The sequence below is a fragment of the Stenotrophomonas sp. TWI700 genome (assembly GCF_039673645.1).
In the GTDB taxonomy this organism is placed as follows: domain Bacteria; phylum Pseudomonadota; class Gammaproteobacteria; order Xanthomonadales; family Xanthomonadaceae; genus Stenotrophomonas; species Stenotrophomonas maltophilia_AA.
Window position 1 is genome coordinate 1 of the sequence record NZ_JBDJMB010000014.1, and the last position, 15,688, is coordinate 15,688.

Genomic DNA, 15,688 nt, shown 5'->3' on the forward strand with positions numbered 1-15,688 from the left:
CCGGCCTGAAGCGCGCACGGGCACATCTCCAAAGGCTGCCGGCCAGCGGCCGGCACTACCGCGCCCGTCTGCTGGAGGGGCCGAAGTCCCTCCAACAACACAGTTGCTCCATGGATGGATTCACGGCGTGTCCCGCGAACCCACACACCCCTGCCCAGCCTGCAGAATCTGAAGGCGGCTCTCCTCCAAGGCGCGCGGGAACCGGGAGTCGGGAGGTGGGGAGTCGGCAGCAGCCCATAGCAAAAACGGCCCGCTTGCGCGGGCCGTCTGCTGTTGCATCCGGGCAGGAGGGCTTAGACCTCCACGCCCTCGTCTTCCTTGTACGCATCGACCGGGATGCAGGCGCACATCACGTTCTTGTCGCCGTAGACGTTGTCCACGCGCGCCACCGGCGGCCAGTACTTCTGCTGGCGCAGGCTGGCCAGCGGGAAGGCCGCCAGCTCACGCGGGTAGGCGTGGGCCCACTCGCTGGCCGAGACCGCCGTGGCGGTATGCGGGGCGTGCTTGAGCGGATTGTCCTCACGGTCCAGTCGCCCGTCTTCGATCGCGGCGATTTCCTCGCGGATCTGGATCATCGCGTTGATGAAGCGATCCAGCTCGTGCAGCGATTCGCTCTCGGTCGGTTCCACCATCAGCGTGCCGGCGACCGGGAAGCTCAGGGTCGGGGCGTGGAAGCCGAAGTCGATCAGGCGCTTGGCCACGTCCTCGGCGCCGATGCCGGAGGTCTTCTCCAGCGGACGCACGTCCAGGATGCACTCGTGTGCCACCAGCCCGTTGCGGCCGGTGTACAGGGTCTTGAAGTGCGGGGCCAGGCGCTTGGCGATGTAGTTGGCGTTGAGCAGCGCGACCTGGGTGGCCTTGCGCAGGCCGGCGGTGCCCATCAGCGTGATGTACATCCAGCTGATCGGCAGGATCGAGGCGCTGCCGAAGCTGGCCGCGCTGACCATGCCGACATCGCCTTCGCCGCCCAGCACCTTCGGCAGGAACGGCGCGAGGTGCGACTTGACCGCGCACGGGCCGACGCCCGGGCCGCCGCCGCCGTGCGGGATGCAGAAGGTCTTGTGCAGGTTCAGGTGCGACACGTCCGAGCCCCACTTGCCGGGCTTGGCCACGCCGACCAGGGCGTTCATGTTGGCGCCGTCGGTGTACACCTGGCCACCGTGCTTGTGCACGATCTCGCAGATGTCCACCACCTCTTCCTCGAACACGCCATGCGTGGACGGGTAGGTGATCATCAGCGCGGCCAGGCGGTCGCTGTACTTCTCCGCATTGATGCGGATGTCGTCCAGGTCGACGTTGCCGTTGGCATCGGTCTTGGTCACCACGACCTTCATGCCGCACATCTGCGCCGAGGCCGGATTGGTGCCGTGCGCCGAATCCGGGATCAGGCAGACGTCGCGGTGGCCTTCGCCGCGCGAGCGGTGGTAGGCGCGGATCGCCAGCAGGCCGGCGTATTCGCCCTGCGCGCCGGAGTTCGGCTGCAGGCTGACCGCGTCGTAGCCGGTGCACTCGACCAGCATCGCTTCGAGGCCGTCGATCAGTTCCTTGTAGCCGGTGGCCTGGTCGGCCGGGGCCAGCGGATGGATGTTGGCGAACTCCGGCCAGGTCACCGGGATCATCTCGGCGGTGGCGTTGAGCTTCATGGTGCAGCTGCCCAGCGGGATCATGGTGCGATCCATGGCCAGGTCCTTGTCCGCCAGCGAACGCAGGTAACGCAGCAGTTCGTGTTCGCTGTGGTGGGTGTTGAACACCGGGTGGGTCAGGAAGGCGCTGGTGCGCACCAGATCGGCCGGCAGCGCATCGGCGGTGGCCGCATCCAGTGCGTCCACGTCGACGGTCGCACCGAACAGCTGGCCGAGCGCGACGATGTCGGCGCGGGTGGCGGTTTCGTCCAGGCTGATGCCGACCGCGTCGCTGTCGATCGCACGCAGGTTGATGCGCGCTGCGGCGGCCTTGGCGTGGATCGCCTTGGCGTCGATGTCCCTGACGTGCAGGGTGTCGAAGAAGTGCTCGCCCACGTTGACGCCGGCGCTGCGCAGGGCAGCGGCCAGGATCGCGGCCAGGCGGTGGGTGCGGCGGGCGATGCGGGTCAGGCCTTCCGGGCCGTGGTACACGGCATACATCGAGGCCATCACCGCCAGCAGCACCTGGGCGGTACAGATGTTGGAGGTCGCCTTCTCGCGGCGGATGTGCTGCTCGCGGGTCTGCAGGGTCAGGCGGTAGGCGGCATTGCCCTGCGCATCGACCGAGACGCCGATCAGGCGGCCCGGCATCGAGCGCTTGTACGCATCGCGGCAGGCCATGAAGGCGGCGTGCGGGCCACCGAAGCCGAACGGCACGCCGAACCGCTGCGAGTTGCCGACCACGATGTCCGCGCCCCATTCGCCGGGAGCGGCGATCAGGGTCAGCGCCAGCAGGTCGGTCGCCACCGCGACCAGGCCGCCACGCGCGTGCACGGCATCGGCCAGCGCCTTGTAGTCGCCGATATGGCCGAAGGTATCCGGGTACTGCAGCAGCACGCCGTAGGCTTCGGCGTCCATCGCCTCGGCCGGCGTGCCCACGCGCAGCACGATGCCCATCGGCTCGGCGCGGGTGCGCAGCAGTTCCAGCGTCTGCGGGTGCACGGCGTCGTGCACGAAGAAGGTGTCGGACTTCGACTTGGCCGAGCGCTTGGCCAGCGTCATCGCTTCAGCGGCGGCGGTGGCTTCATCCAGCAGCGAGGCGTTGGCGATCTCCATGCCGGTCAGGTCGGCGCACAGGGTCTGGAAGTTGATCAGCGCTTCCATGCGGCCCTGCGAGATCTCGGCCTGGTACGGGGTGTAGGCGGTGTACCACGCCGGGTTTTCCAGCACGTTGCGCAGGATGACGTTCGGGGTCAGCGTGCCGTAGTAGCCCTGGCCGATGAAGGTGCGGAAGACCTGGTTCTTGTCGGCGATGGCGCGGATCTTGGCCAGTGCCTGCACTTCGGTCAGCGACTCGGGCAGGTCCAGCGGTGCCGGCGACTTGATCCCGGCCGGGACGATCGCATCGGTCAGCGCGTCCAGCGAGGCGTGGCCGACCACGTCGAGCATCTGCGCGATTTCGGCGTCGTTGGGGCCGATGTGGCGTTCGACGAACGCGTGGCTGTGTTCAAGCTCGCGCAGGGAGGGGGTGTTCTGGGACATGGCTGGCATCTCGGAGAGTGGGCACGCACGTTCGGAAAGCGGCCGGGGCCAGGGCGCGTCGCGGGCGACAGCGATCCACCGGACCTTGCGGTCTTCCTGGGTGCCCCTCTGTCCTTTTGCCTGAGAGTTTAAAAGCGCGCATCTGCGTGCTTCGTGCCCCTTCGGCGCCGGCATTCGCCGGTCTCTCCAGAGTTTTGATGCGGGTGGTATCGGGCCTGAGCGATTACGGGCGTTGCGCCTTCGGCAGCGGGTGTCCGCTTCTCCCACCATGTAGCCCGGCGATTATAGCCCAGCGCTTTCGGCCGCTGGGCCTTTCCAGCACATGAATACGGGGCCGTCCGGACCCCGGAAACGTGCCCCCGGGCATGGTGCCGGGCGCGGCAAAGGCCTATGATCGCTGGATCCTCGTATTCATCTGGCGCCGCCCGTACCGGGCTGGCGCCCGCCGCGCATTGCGCACGGCCGCTGACGGAAGCCCGCATGACGCCCGCCTCACCCTCGACCCGCCGCCTGGCCCTGCTGCTCGCAGGCCTGGCGATGTTCGGTCCGTTCTCGATCGACACCATTTTCCCGGCCTTCCTGCTGCTGGGCGACCGCATGCAAGTGGACCAGGTCGCGGTGCAGCAGACCATCAGCGTGTACCTGCTGTTCTACGGCCTGATGAGCCTGGCGCACGGCCCGCTCTCGGATGCGTTCGGCCGCCGGCGGGTGATCATCGGCGGGCTGGTGCTGTTCATCGGCGCCTCGATTGGTTGTGCGCTGTCGCGCGACATGACCACGCTGCTGGTGTTCCGCGCGCTGCAGGGCGTGACCGCCGGTGTCGGCGTGATCGTCGGCCGCGCGGTGATCCGTGATCTGTACCACGGTGCCGATGCGCAGCGGTTGATGAGCCAGGTCTCGATGATCTTCGGCGTCGCGCCGGCGATCGCGCCGATCATCGGTGGCTGGATCCTGCTGGGCGGCGGCGACTGGCCGTTGATCTTCTGGTTCCTGGTGCTGTTCGGCGTGGTGCTGCTGCTGGCCACCAGCAAGTGGCTGCCGGAAACCCACCCCGTTGAAGCACGCACGCCGCTGTCGATGCGCGAACTGCTCCGCAGCTACGCGCGCATGGGCTCCAACCCGCGCCTGCTGCGCCTGGCCGCGGCCGGGGCGTTCAATTTCTCCGGCATCTTCCTGTACATCGCCTCGGCGCCGGTGTTCGTGATGCAGCACCTGCAGCTGGGCGAGGGCGGCTTTGCCTGGCTGTTCATTCCGACCATCGGCGGCATGACCGTGGGCTCGTTCCTGTCCGGCCGGATGGCCGGGCGGATCGTGCCGCAGCGGCAGATCGCGATCGGCTTCGCGCTGTGCGCGGTCTCGGCGCTGCTGAATTTCGGTTACGTGGTGTCGGTGCCGCAGATCGCATTGCCGTGGGCGGTGATGCCGATCTTCCTGGGCGGTGTCGGCATGGCGCTGATCTTCCCGATCCTGGCGCTGGCCGTGCTGGACATGTATCCGCATCAGCGCGGCCTGGCCTCGTCCATGCAGATGTTCATCCAGCTGATGATCAACACGGTGGTGGCCGGCGTGGTCTCGCCGATGCTCAGCAGCAGCCCCCTGCATCTGGCCTTGGGCTACGCGGCGTTCTTCGCCATCGGTGGCAGCTTCTGGTACTGGGAGCGGCACGCCGAGCGCCGCCGTGAAGTACTGACGCCCATCGAGTGACCCCCTGCCGCACAGGCCCGCCAGGGGCCGTGCGGTATCCTTGGCGCTTTGACGCAGTCCGGATTTTCCCATGTCGACCACCTCCAAACTGCGCCGCGACATCCGCCGGCGCCGCGAAACCCAGGCCGCCAACCGCGAGCAGGCCACCGCCACGCCGGTTGAGCCGCATGCCGAACTGCGGGACCAGCAGCGCACGCTGCTGGCCGGCATCGTCCGCCGGGACGGCGAGTGGGTGCTGGGCATGGATGGTCGCATCGCCGGCCAGACGCCGAGCGCGGCGCGGGTGCTGGCCCTGATCATGCAGGCCGCCGAACTGCACGAACGCCAGGGAACGCCGGTGCGCCTGGTGTATTCGGATGCACTGAAGGACGCCGCGCATGCCGAGGCGAAAGCGGACGGCATGGATTTCGAGCAGTTCAAGGTCGAGCTGGCGGCAGCCCTGAAACCGAAGTCATAACGCCGCGTTGGGTGGCCGTGCCCGTCCCCCGGCTGCAGTCCCCGATGTGCGCATAAAAAAACCGGCCTTGCGGCCGGTTTTTCGTTTTACCGCTGTCGCCGGGCGGGCCCCGGCGGCAGCCGTTACGGTGCCTTGGGGGCCACCGGTGCAGCCGCGGCCGTCGAAGCCTGCCAGCCACACATCTGGCCCTGGTTCTGCTGCTTGAGCCACTCGTTGACCGGGGTGAAGTACTCGATCATCGGGCCGGCATCGAGCTTGTCGCCGCCGGTGATTTCCTTCAGCGTGGCCTGCCACGGCTGGCTGGCGCCCTTGCTCAGCATCGCCCAGAACTTCTGGCCGGCTTCCTTGTTGCCGTAGAAGCTGCACTGGTGCAGCGGGCCCTTGTAGCCGGACGCATCGCACAGGCCCTTGTAGAACTGGAACTGCAGGATGCGCGCCAGGAAGTAGCGGGTGTAGGGGGTGTTGCCCGGCACGTGGTACTTGGCACCCGCGTCGAAGAATTCCTCACCGCGCGCGCTGGCCGGGGCCACGCCCTGGTACTTGGCCTTCAGGTCCCACCACGCCTGGTTGTAATGGTCCGGGGTGATCGAACCGTCGAACACGCCCCAGCGCCAGCGGTCGATCATCAGGCCGAACGGCAGGAACGACACACCGCTCAGGGCCATGCGCATCTGCGCGTTGATGGTGGCTTCGCGGCTTTCCTGCGGCGTGTCGACCAGGCCGATCGAGTTGAGGTACTGCGGCGTCATCGCGAGCACGATGGTGTCGCCGATCGCTTCGTGGAAGCCGTCGTTGGCGCCGCCCTGGAACAACGGCGGCAGCGGGTTGTAGGCCAGGTCGTAATAGATATGGCCCAGCTCGTGGTAGATCGTGGTGAAGTTCTCTTCGTTGGGCTTGATGCACATCTTGGTGCGCACGTCGCCGTCCATGTTCATGTCCCACGCGCTGGCGTGGCAGACCACATCACGGTCCAGCGGCTTGATGAACTGGGTCTTGTCCCAGTACGACTTCGGCAGGGCCGGCATGCCGAGCGAGACGTAGAAGTCCTGCGCGCGCTCGGTCATCTGCTTGGCGGTGCGCAGTTCGGCCTCACGCTGCGCCTTGTACAGCGCCTCCACGTTCGCGCCGCTGCCGGCCTTGGCCAACGCGCCGCTGAGGTTGGTCTGGTACTGCTTTTCCAGTGCGGCGGTGATATCCAGGTTGCCCGCGCCGGGGTACGGTTCCAGCTGGTCCCACAGGTTGGACCAGTCCTGCTGCCACATGTTGCCGGTCAGGTGCGCGGCGATCAGGCCGCCGTTGACCTCGGCTTTGTCCTTGCCGTAGGTGGCGTCGAGCTTGGTACGTGCATAGCAGTGCAGCTGCTCGTACATCGGCTTGACCTGGTCCCACAGGCGGTCGGTTTCCGGTCCGATCTGGTCGGCGGGCATGTCGTAGCCGCTGCGCCACATCTGGCCGGCGTCGGCGAAGCCCATTTCCTTGGCGCCTTCATTGACCAGGCTGACGAAGCGTTCGTAATCGGCGCGCATCGGCTTGGTGGTGCCGTGCCAGCCCTGCCAGGCGTCCAGCTGCTGGTCGTAGTCGCGGCTGCGGGCGAGCACCTGTTCCAGGTCGCCGAGCTGGCGGCAGGTCTGCGGGTTGGCTTCGTCGGTGCAGTACTTGCCGGAGCCGTAGGCGCCTTCCATGCGGCTGGCGATGCGGGTCAGCTCGGAGAGCTTGGCCGGGTCGCGCGGGGCCGGCATGGAGGTCATCAGCTTGAGCAGGTGGATCTGGCGCTTGGTGTCTTCGCTCATGGGCTGGCCGTCGTATTGGCCGGCCTGGGTGATCCAGCCGTTGAGGACGGTGAGCCAGCGTTCGTTGGCCTTGGCCGCGACGCGCTCGGAATCGTCATTGATGTAGGTGGAGGACAGCCACTGCGCCGAGGTCATTTCCGGGTACATGGCCTTGTACTCGGCGTTGACGCGGGCGATGAACTGGTCCGCGGTTTCCTTGGACTGGGTGGCGCCCGCAGCCGGTGCATCGGCGGGGGACGGTTCCTTCTGGCAGGCCGCCAGCGTCAGTGCGGCAGCACTGACTGCCAGGGCCAGCAGGAGCGGGCGGTGGTTCACGGGCACATCCTTGGGTGGTGACAGACCGGCGAAGGCTAGTGAAGCGCCGGGCGCACCGCAAGGGGCAGGGCAGCAGGGTTCGGGTGGGATCGTAGCGCCAACGTCAACGGCGTGGCGTCATGGCATCGTGGTTTGGGTCGGTGCGAGCGGGTTGTCGGGACCCGCCGTGAACCCGTCCATGGGGGCTCGATATGCGCCATCCATGGCGCATAACGGTCCCGCCAACCCACCCACACCGCCCCGTCGACAGTGGGTCGGTGCTCATGGGAACAACAACGGCGTTCAGAGCGAACGTTGGCTGTCTCAGCGAATGCTGTGCCTTTGCCTGCCTCGACCAAAACGGAAGAGCGAATAGCTGACAGCAGTGGTCGTTCCGCTTCAAACCTCGCACGACGCAAACAGATCCCGGTCACGCTCATACACCGAGGTCTTGACCTGCATCAGCCCCAGCACCGACGGGAACAGAGTGTCGTGATCGGTGTACTTGCCCGCGCGCTCCCGCACGCAGGCCAGGTTGAGCCCACGGTTGGCGGCGAAGGACGGGGAGAACCACATCGTCATCGGCACGCGGGTCTGTTCCTGCGGGGCGATCGCGTACGGCACACCGTGCAGGTACAGACCCTTCTCGCCCAGCGACTCGCCGTGATCGGAGAGGTAGATCATCGCGGTGTCGTAGTCGTCCATGCCCTTGAGGGTGCCGATCGTGCGCGAGAGCAGGTGATCGGTGTACAGCAGCGCGTTGTCGTAACTGTTGGTGATCTGCGCGCGGCTGCATTTGCCGAGGTCCGGTGTATCGCAGGTGGGGGTGAAGCGGCGGAAGCGTGCCGGATAGCGCTCGAAGTAGCTCGGCCCGTGGTTGCCCAGCTGATGCAGCACCACCACGCGGTCACCGGGTCTGGCGCGGACCTGGGCGGCGAGGTCGTCGATCAGGATTTCATCCATGCAGCGCCCGTTGGTGCACAGGGTCGGGTGCTTGGCATCGTCCAGTGCCTGCATCTCCAGGCCCTCGCAGACGCCCTTGCAGCCGGACTGGTTGTCGCGCCACAACGTGGCGATGCCGGCGTGGTCCAGTACGTGCAGCAGCGATTGGTGCGCGCGGATCTTCTTCTCGTCGTAGTCGTGGCGGCCGTAGGGCGAGAACAGGCAGGGCAGGGAAACTTCGGTGCTGGTGCCGCACGAGTGCATGTCGCGGAAGTTGATCACTCCGGCCTGGGCCAGTTCCGGCGTGGTCTGCCTGGCGTAGCCGTTGAGCCCCCAGTTCTGCGCGCGCGCGGTCTCGCCCATGACGATCACCAGCAGGCGCGGGCGGCTGGCCGCAGCACGCGGAGTCGCTTTGGCATCCATGCCGATCGGCAGCTTGGGAGCGCGCTGGATCGGATTGTCACCGCGCACTGCCTTGGGCAGGCCGAGCAGGAAATTGCCGGGCGTGGCCAGGTAACGCACTTCGCGCTGGTTGCGCATCAGCGATGACATTTCCTGGAAGGACAGCATCGCCCCGCCGAAGGCGATCAACGCCGAGAGCAGCAGAAAACCGATGCGCCACAGCAGCGCCGCGCCCAGCGTGCGCCGGCGCAGCTGCACGCGCCACAGCAGCAGCATGGGTGCGAAGGCCAACAGCAGCAACGGCAGGATCAGGGTGGGGGTGATCAGTTCCCGGCTCTCCTTGTGGTCGGTCGCCAGCACGTTGCGCAGCATGTCCGCATCCAGATAGATGTGGTAACTGCCCATGTAGTGCGCAGCCAGTGCGGTGCCGATCAGCAGCACGCTGAGGATCACCTTGGCATTCCAGCGCCAGACCAGCAGCCCCATCAGCAGGCTGTGCGCGCCGACCAGGAACAGCAGCAGCGAGAGCGCGAAGCGGAGGCTACCCGGGTGGGTCGCCATCGCGCTGTGCCAGAACAAGCCATTGCAGGCCAGCGCGAAGAACACGCTGGTGAGCAGGATCAGGGTCTCGGTCGTGCACTGCGGGCGCCAGGCACGCAGCGCGGCCAGCGCCGGGAAGCGCGCGGCGCGCGGGAGGGTGGCGCTCATGCGGCCTCTCCCGGGCCGGCGACCGGTGCAGCGCTACGTTCGCCGCGCAGCACACGCTGTACCGGCAGATACAGGCCGAGCGACACCCCCCAGCAGATGGCCAGCGTCCACAGATCATGCGAGAGGAAATGCGCGCCACGCAGTTGCTGCGAGAACCCGAACACGCCGCCGGCCAGCAGGCCGACCGCCAGGCCGCGCCAGCGCCAGGCGGGGCGCACCATCAGGGCGAAGAAGTACAGGCTGATCCACGCAAAGCCTGCGCTGGAGTGCCCGCCCGGGAAGCACACCCCGCGCGGCATGCCCGGTGGGCGTGTGGCGAACAGGCCGATGAACGCGCGGGTGCCGCCGTAGCGGGTCAGATCCCACGGGCAGTCCATGTTGGTCAATGACTTGAGCAGCGAGACCAGACCGGTGCCCAGCGCGACCGCCAGCACCAGGTACAGCAGCGGCCAGCGCCACCCGGCCGCACGCTCGCTGCGCCACGCGTGGAAACACAGCACGATCGCCACGAGCGCCGCCACACTGCTGGCCCATTTGCCGGCTTGATGGATCAGATGCGTGGTGAACCAGGCGTTCTGCAGCGCCCACTGCTGGCCTTCCAGGCGATACCACTGGTCGGCCAGCCACTGGTCGCCCCCGGCGCCCATCAGCACCGCACTGGCGAGCAGGGTCAACGCCAGCGGAGCCCAGAGGTGGTCGCGGAGGAAACCCGGCGTGGCCGTGGCAACGGGCGCGGAGGAAAGAGCAACGGTGGACGCTGGGAACATGGACAAAGGGGCCGGCGGAGATTCCGGCGCCATGGTCGTCAGCGGGGTGTCGGAGAGCGGTCGGAGCGATGTTGGCCACCGGTTAAGCGCGACCTGCCGTTCAGTCTTCCTCGTCCTGCGCGGTGTCGGTCGCGGTCACCGCCGCGTGGCAGTCCGGCTGCCACGCGGTGCCCGGCAACAGCAGCCAGCGGTTGCGGTTCGCGCTGCCGATCTCGATCACGGCCGCGGGGTCCACGCAGGGACTGATCGCTTCATCCAGCACCAGCAGCCAGCGCTGCGCGGGCGCCTGCGCCAGCCACGGGCCGGCGGCCTGCCATTGCTGCTCCCACGGTGTCTTGAAACCGAAGTCGGTGACGGGGCGGTCGGCCTGCAGCAGGTTCTGCTCGCGCCAGGCGACCACGCCCAGTTCGGCCTGCGGGCCGATCCGCGCGCCCACCTGCTGCATCACGGCGGAGGCGGAGCTGTACGGGTCCAGGGTTGGCATCAGCACCCAGCCATACAGATTCCAGAGCAGGAATGACGTCGCCACCACCAGCGCGCCGACACGGCGTGGCCGCCACCACAGTGCCAAGGCCAGCAGCACTACGCCGAAGGCGAGCAGCCAGCCGCCGAGCACCGGCAGCAGGCTGTCGGGCATGGCGCGCCGTGCCAGTTGCGCATGCGCCCACGCACTGCCGTTCCAGAGCTGCAGGCCGATGTACAACCCGGCCGCGCCCAGCACGACGACATACGCCCACAGCAGCCAACGCGGCCCGGCACGACGCAGCAGCCCGGGCAGCAGGGGCGCGGCGGCCAGGCACAGCGCGGGCAGCATCGGGAAGATATAGACCTCGCGCTTGCCCGGGCTCGCGCTGAAGAACACCAGTACCAGCAGGGCCCAGCCCAGCAGCAGCCACCAGCGCCCGTCCAGGCGCTTGAGGCGCCGCCACCATGCCGGGATCAGCGCGGGCAGCAGCAGGCTGCCGGGCAGCCATAGGGTCGCCATCACCTGCAGGTAGTACCAGGCCGGCTTTACGTGGTGCCAGGCGTTGGCGTAGCGGGTGCCGGTCTGTTTGAACAGCAGTTCACGCGCATACGCGTGCAGGGCCGGATCGGGCGAGTGCAGCAGTGCCACCCCCAACGGCGCCAGCCAGACCGCGGTGCCGAGCAGGAACGCCGGCAGCAGCCACCACAGATCGCGCGCGCTGCCCGGCGGCAGCGCCGTGCCACGAGTGCGCCAGCGCCAGAGGGCAAACGGCACCAGCACCAGCAGCGGCAGGAAGCCCACGCCCTTGGTCACCGTGCCGAGACCGGCCGCGACGCCGGCCAGCCACAGCGCCGGCCGGTTGCGGCCCTCCAGCAGATGCCGCAGCAGCCCCCACAGCGACAGGGTGGTCATCGCCACCAGCACCATGTCGATCTGGGCCCGTTTGGCCATCAGGCCGAACTGCAGGCAACTGAACAAGGCGAGCATGGCCCACCACCCGACGCGCCGGGTCCACAGCCGCCGACCCATATCCCAGGTCAGCCACAGGGTCAGCAGGGCCGCCAGCAGCGACGGCACCAGGAAGGCAACGGCCCAGCCGCCGAACAGCTGGTGGCTGGCCGCCTGCATCCACATGAAAACAGGGGGTTTTTCCGCATACAGTTCGCTGCCGCGGTGGGGCAGCAGCCACTGGCCGGAGTCGACCATGGCACGGGCCGCCAGCACGAAACGCGGCTCATCCGGCGGCGAGGGCTGGCGCAGGCCGATGCCGGCCGCCAGCGCCAGCAGCAGGGCAAGGCAGACCAGCACACGCGGCCAGCGCCGCAGGAAGAAGGATTCGGTCACGCCCAGGCTCATCGGCAAAACAGCCACTGTCTGCCCGACAGCGTAGGAAAAGCGTCGGAACCACCCGATTGCGACCGGATTCCGACATGGTTCCCGCTACCATGCGCGCAACCGGTCAAGAGAGTGTCCCATGCGGCTGCTGGTCATTGAAGACAACCGTCAGCTGGTTGCCAATCTTTTCGATTACTTCGAATCGCGGGGCCATGTGCTTGATGTCGCGCCCGACGGCGTGACCGGGCTGCATCTGGCCGTGTCGCAGCCCTATGACGCGCTGATCCTGGACTGGATGCTGCCGCGCATGGAAGGCCCGGAAGTGCTGCGGCGGCTGCGCGCCGACCACGGTTCGGAAGTGCCGGTGATCATGCTGACCGCCCGCGACGAACTGCCGGACAAGATCGCCGGTTTCCGCGCCGGCGCCGATGATTATCTGACCAAGCCGTTCGCGCTGCCCGAGCTGGAAGTGCGCCTGGAAGCACTGATGGTGCGTGCCAAAGGGCGCAACCCGCGCAAGGTGCTGGAGGTGGCCGACCTCAGGCTGGATCTGGCCACGCTGGAAGCGCAGCGCGACGGCAAGCCGCTGCACCTGTATCCGGCCTGCCGCAAACTGCTGGAAGTGCTGATGCGTGCCAGCCCGGGGGCGGTCACCCGCCAGCAGCTGGAGTTCGCGCTGTGGGGCGACGAGCTGCCCGACGGCGATCTGCTGCGCTCGCATGTCTACGAACTGCGCCGCAGCGTGGATGGCCCGTTCCAAAAGAAGCTGATCCATACCCTGCCGCGGGTGGGGTACCGCCTGGGCGTGTCGGCTGCGGATACTGCCGATGCAGTGGCGTAAGCGCACGCCCATGCCAGCGCCGATGCACCGGCGCATGGTGTGGTGGCTGCTGGGGTATCTGGCCCTGATCTCGCTGGCGGTGTTCAGCGTGGGCAACTATGTGCATGAACATGCCGAGCACTCGGCATGGCGCGCGCTGCTCAACTCCGAGCTGGACAGCATCGTCAACCACATCGAACACGAGCCGCACTACCGCTGGCAGGATTCGGACACACTGCGGTTGTTCCATATCAACGGCAGCCCGGCGGTGCCGGAGAGCCTGCGCACGCTGCACCCGGGCCTGCACGACGGGGTGATGGTCAATGATCGCCAGAGTGCGGTGATGATCCGCGAGACCCCGCAGCTGGGGCGGCTGGCGCTGGTGCTGGACATCAACGATTTCCATGAGCTGGAACAGTTCGCCACGCGCTGGGTGTTGCTGGCCGGCGTGCTGATGATCATCGTCACCGTGCTGATGGCGTCCTTCGGCGTCGGCCGGTTGGTGCGCCCGCTGAGCTCGCTGGCCAAGCGCATCGATGAGCTGCACCCGGGTGTTCCCGGGCAGCGGGTGGAGGTGGACCCGCGTGCCAGCTCGGAGCTGTACGTCATTGCCAATGCGCTCAACGATTACCTGGCGCGCAACGAACAGTTCGTCGAGCGCGAGCGCGTGTTCATCAGCACGGCCAGCCATGAACTGCGCACGCCGATCGCGGTGATCACCGGGGCCTCGGAGCTGGCGCTCGGCCAGCCTGACATCCCTGAGCGTGCGCGACAGCAGATGCAGCGCGTGCACCGCACGGCGCAGGGCGTGGAGCAACTGATCCAGCTGCTGCTGGTGCTCGCGCGCGATCCTGCGCGGTTGGCCGCACTGGGCGAACGCATTCCCTTGGACCTGCTGGTACCGGACATCATCGAAGACCATCGTCACCTGATGGGCGACAAGGACCTGCGCATCGGGATCGATGGCCTGGCGCGGGTGGACATCATCGCGCCGCTGGGCGTGGTGCAGGCGGCGATCGGCAACCTGCTGCGCAACGCGATCGAGAACAGTGGCCGCGGCACGATCCACATCCAAGTGTCGGACCAGGCGGTGGTGACGCTGCAGGATCCCGGGCTGGGCATGAGCCCGGAGGAGATCGCGGCCGTCTACGCCCGCATGGCGCGGGGCGACCGCAACGAGCAGAGCGGGATCGGCCTGGAGCTCATCGCCCGGCTCTGTGAACACCTTGGCTGGGCGTTGCAGATCCAGCCCTGCGTGCCGCGTGGGACCTGCGTGATCCTGGATCTGGGGGCCTCGCTGCCGGAGCGCAGCCGCACGGGCTCGCTGCCAGCGTCGTGATCGCCCTGATCGCTGCGCTGCAAAGTGTGACCTCGTGAAGACAATGTTAAGCTCCGGAGGCGCCGCTCTATGCGGCGCTTTTTTTATCCCTTCGATCGACAGAGGATGGCGTGATGCCGACCGAACCCAGTACTGCCCTGATCACCAATGACATCGTCGGCCTCGGCCTGATCGCCGCCACGCTCGCCGTGATTTTCTGGGCCGCCAGCGGCCCGACGCCGCTGCTGAAGAAGGTGTTCGCCTGGGTGCCGGCGCTGCTGCTGTGCTACTTCATCCCGGCCATCTACAACACCGCCGGCCTCATCGACGGCCACAACACCTCGCTCTACAACCCGATCGCCCGTGACGTGCTGCTGCCTGCCGCGCTGGTGCTGCTGACGCTCTCGATCGACCTGAAGGGCGTCATGAAGCTCGGCCCGAAGCTGCTGCTGGTGTTCTGCGCCGGCACGCTGGGCATCATCCTCGGCGCCATCGTGTCGTTCCAGACGATGTCCTGGATCCACCCGGCCACCGTGGCCGGCGATACCTGGAAGGGCATGGCCGCACTGGCCGGCAGCTGGATCGGTGGCGGTGCCAACATGGTGGCGATGCGCGAAGTATTCGGCACCGATGCGACCACGTTCGGCCAGTTCGCCGTGGTCGATGTGGCCTGCGCGAGCCTGTGGATGGCGGTGCTGCTGTTCCTGGCCAACCGCGCCCCGCAGATCGATGCGCGCAACGGGGCCGATACCCGCGCCATCGATGAGATGAAAGCCCGGATTTCTGCCTACGAAGCGCAGAACGCGCGCATTCCCAGCCTGACCGACCTGATGGTGATCGTCGGTGTGGCACTGGGTGGTGTCGGCCTGGCGCATGCCATCGCGGCGCCGCTGAGCGGCTGGTTCAAGGCCAATGTGAGCTGGGCCAGCCAGTTCAGCCTGGACAGCGCATTCGTCTGGGTGGTCCTGTTGTCCACCGCGCTCGGCCTGGCCCTGAGCTTCACCCGCGCGCGGCGGCTGGAATCGGCCGGTGCGTCGCGTCTTGGCACGATGTTCCTGTACTTCCTGATCGCCTGCATCGGCATGCAGATGGACCTGCTCTCGCTGCTCGACCGTCCGTGGCTGTTCGCGCTCGGTGCGATCTGGATGCTCACGCACATTCTGGTGCTGTGGATCGCCGCCAAGCTGTTGCGCGCACCGCTGTTCTTCTTCGCGATCGGCTCGCAGGGCAACATCGGTGCAGCGGCATCGGCCCCGGTGGTCGCCGCGGCATTCCATCCATCGCTGGCCCCGGTCGGCGTGCTGCTGGGCACCGTGGGCTATGCCACCGGGACCGGGCTGGCCTATGTGACCGGGCTGATCCTGAAGTGGATGGCCGGCGCCTAAGGCGGGATCGAGGCGCCACGACCCACGTCGTGGCCGGTCCAGGCCGCGGTGCGGCCCAATGAAAACGGCGGCGCTTTCGCGCCGCCGTTTTTTTGTATCGGTATCCCGATCAACAGTCGGGACCGTGCGGATGCTG

The 15,688-nt window shown here is 67.5% G+C and carries 10 protein-coding genes and 1 riboswitch; of the genes, 5 read left to right on the top strand and 5 right to left on the bottom strand.

Going from position 1 to position 15,688, the window contains the following annotated elements:
* Positions 1-293: 293 nt before the first annotated feature.
* Entirely contained in the window at positions 294-3,173 is a 2,880-nt protein-coding gene (gcvP, locus tag ABE473_RS11500) for an aminomethyl-transferring glycine dehydrogenase (RefSeq protein ID WP_346489560.1), read from the bottom strand.
* 89 nt (positions 3,174-3,262) lie between these two features.
* Positions 3,263-3,364: riboswitch (glycine riboswitch) on the bottom strand.
* Positions 3,365-3,644: 280 nt separating this feature from the next.
* Here gcvP and ABE473_RS11505 point away from each other — a divergent pair.
* Both ABE473_RS11505 and ABE473_RS11510 read left to right on the top strand, forming a co-directional pair.
* Positions 3,645-4,868, top strand: coding sequence for a multidrug effflux MFS transporter (locus ABE473_RS11505; protein WP_346489561.1), 1,224 nt, complete (start codon positions 3,645-3,647; stop codon positions 4,866-4,868).
* Between the two features lie 70 nt (positions 4,869-4,938).
* Positions 4,939-5,325, top strand: a complete 387-nt coding sequence (locus tag ABE473_RS11510) for a hypothetical protein (RefSeq protein ID WP_176989172.1) — start codon at positions 4,939-4,941, stop codon at positions 5,323-5,325.
* A 122-nt stretch (positions 5,326-5,447) separates the two neighbouring features.
* Here the strand turns inward: ABE473_RS11510 and ABE473_RS11515 are convergent, their stop codons facing one another.
* The 4 genes from ABE473_RS11515 to ABE473_RS11530 all read right to left on the bottom strand — a co-directional run bounded on the left by ABE473_RS11515 (position 5,448) and on the right by ABE473_RS11530 (position 12,038).
* Positions 5,448-7,430: a M2 family metallopeptidase gene (locus tag ABE473_RS11515; protein ID WP_346489562.1), complete on the bottom strand. Its 1,983-nt coding sequence runs from the start codon at positions 7,428-7,430 to the stop codon at positions 5,448-5,450.
* A gap of 378 nt (positions 7,431-7,808) precedes the next feature.
* Positions 7,809-9,461, bottom strand: a complete 1,653-nt coding sequence (locus ABE473_RS11520; RefSeq protein ID WP_346489563.1) for a phosphoethanolamine--lipid A transferase — start codon at positions 9,459-9,461, stop codon at positions 7,809-7,811.
* On the bottom strand, positions 9,458-10,108 hold the full coding sequence (locus tag ABE473_RS11525; RefSeq protein ID WP_346489618.1) for a phosphatase PAP2 family protein: 651 nt from the start codon (positions 10,106-10,108) through the stop codon (positions 9,458-9,460). Before ABE473_RS11525 ends, ABE473_RS11520 begins: the two co-directional genes overlap by 4 nt.
* Before the next feature lie 220 nt (positions 10,109-10,328).
* A complete protein-coding gene (locus ABE473_RS11530; RefSeq protein WP_346489564.1) occupies positions 10,329-12,038 on the bottom strand; it encodes a glycosyltransferase family 39 protein in 1,710 nt (569 codons plus the stop codon).
* Between the two features lie 130 nt (positions 12,039-12,168).
* Between ABE473_RS11530 and ABE473_RS11535 the strand changes: the two genes are divergently transcribed.
* From ABE473_RS11535 to ABE473_RS11545, 3 genes are all read left to right on the top strand, one after another.
* Positions 12,169-12,870, top strand: a complete 702-nt coding sequence (locus tag ABE473_RS11535) for a response regulator transcription factor (RefSeq protein ID WP_346489565.1) — start codon at positions 12,169-12,171, stop codon at positions 12,868-12,870.
* On the top strand, positions 12,857-14,188 hold the full coding sequence (locus ABE473_RS11540; RefSeq protein WP_346489566.1) for a HAMP domain-containing sensor histidine kinase: 1,332 nt from the start codon (positions 12,857-12,859) through the stop codon (positions 14,186-14,188). The genes ABE473_RS11535 and ABE473_RS11540 overlap by 14 nt, the downstream gene beginning before the upstream one ends.
* A gap of 113 nt (positions 14,189-14,301) precedes the next feature.
* On the top strand, positions 14,302-15,552 hold the full coding sequence (locus tag ABE473_RS11545) for a DUF819 family protein (RefSeq protein ID WP_346489567.1): 1,251 nt from the start codon (positions 14,302-14,304) through the stop codon (positions 15,550-15,552).
* The last annotated feature ends 136 nt before the right edge of the window (positions 15,553-15,688 follow it).

What these genes read in the sequence shown, in the direction of transcription:
- ABE473_RS11520 (WP_346489563.1), bottom strand. Translation starts at nt 9,461, where the DNA reads ATGAGCGCCACCCTCCCGCGCGCCGCGCGCTTCCCGGCGCTGGCCGCG.
- ABE473_RS11505 (WP_346489561.1), top strand. Translation starts at nt 3,645, where the DNA reads ATGACGCCCGCCTCACCCTCGACCCGCCGCCTGGCCCTGCTGCTCGCA.
- ABE473_RS11510 (WP_176989172.1), top strand. Translation starts at nt 4,939, where the DNA reads ATGTCGACCACCTCCAAACTGCGCCGCGACATCCGCCGGCGCCGCGAA.
- ABE473_RS11545 (WP_346489567.1), top strand. Translation starts at nt 14,302, where the DNA reads ATGCCGACCGAACCCAGTACTGCCCTGATCACCAATGACATCGTCGGC.
- ABE473_RS11525 (WP_346489618.1), bottom strand. Translation starts at nt 10,108, where the DNA reads ATGGGCGCCGGGGGCGACCAGTGGCTGGCCGACCAGTGGTATCGCCTG.
- ABE473_RS11540 (WP_346489566.1), top strand. Translation starts at nt 12,857, where the DNA reads ATGCAGTGGCGTAAGCGCACGCCCATGCCAGCGCCGATGCACCGGCGC.
- ABE473_RS11535 (WP_346489565.1), top strand. Translation starts at nt 12,169, where the DNA reads ATGCGGCTGCTGGTCATTGAAGACAACCGTCAGCTGGTTGCCAATCTT.
- gcvP (WP_346489560.1), bottom strand. Translation starts at nt 3,173, where the DNA reads ATGCCAGCCATGTCCCAGAACACCCCCTCCCTGCGCGAGCTTGAACAC.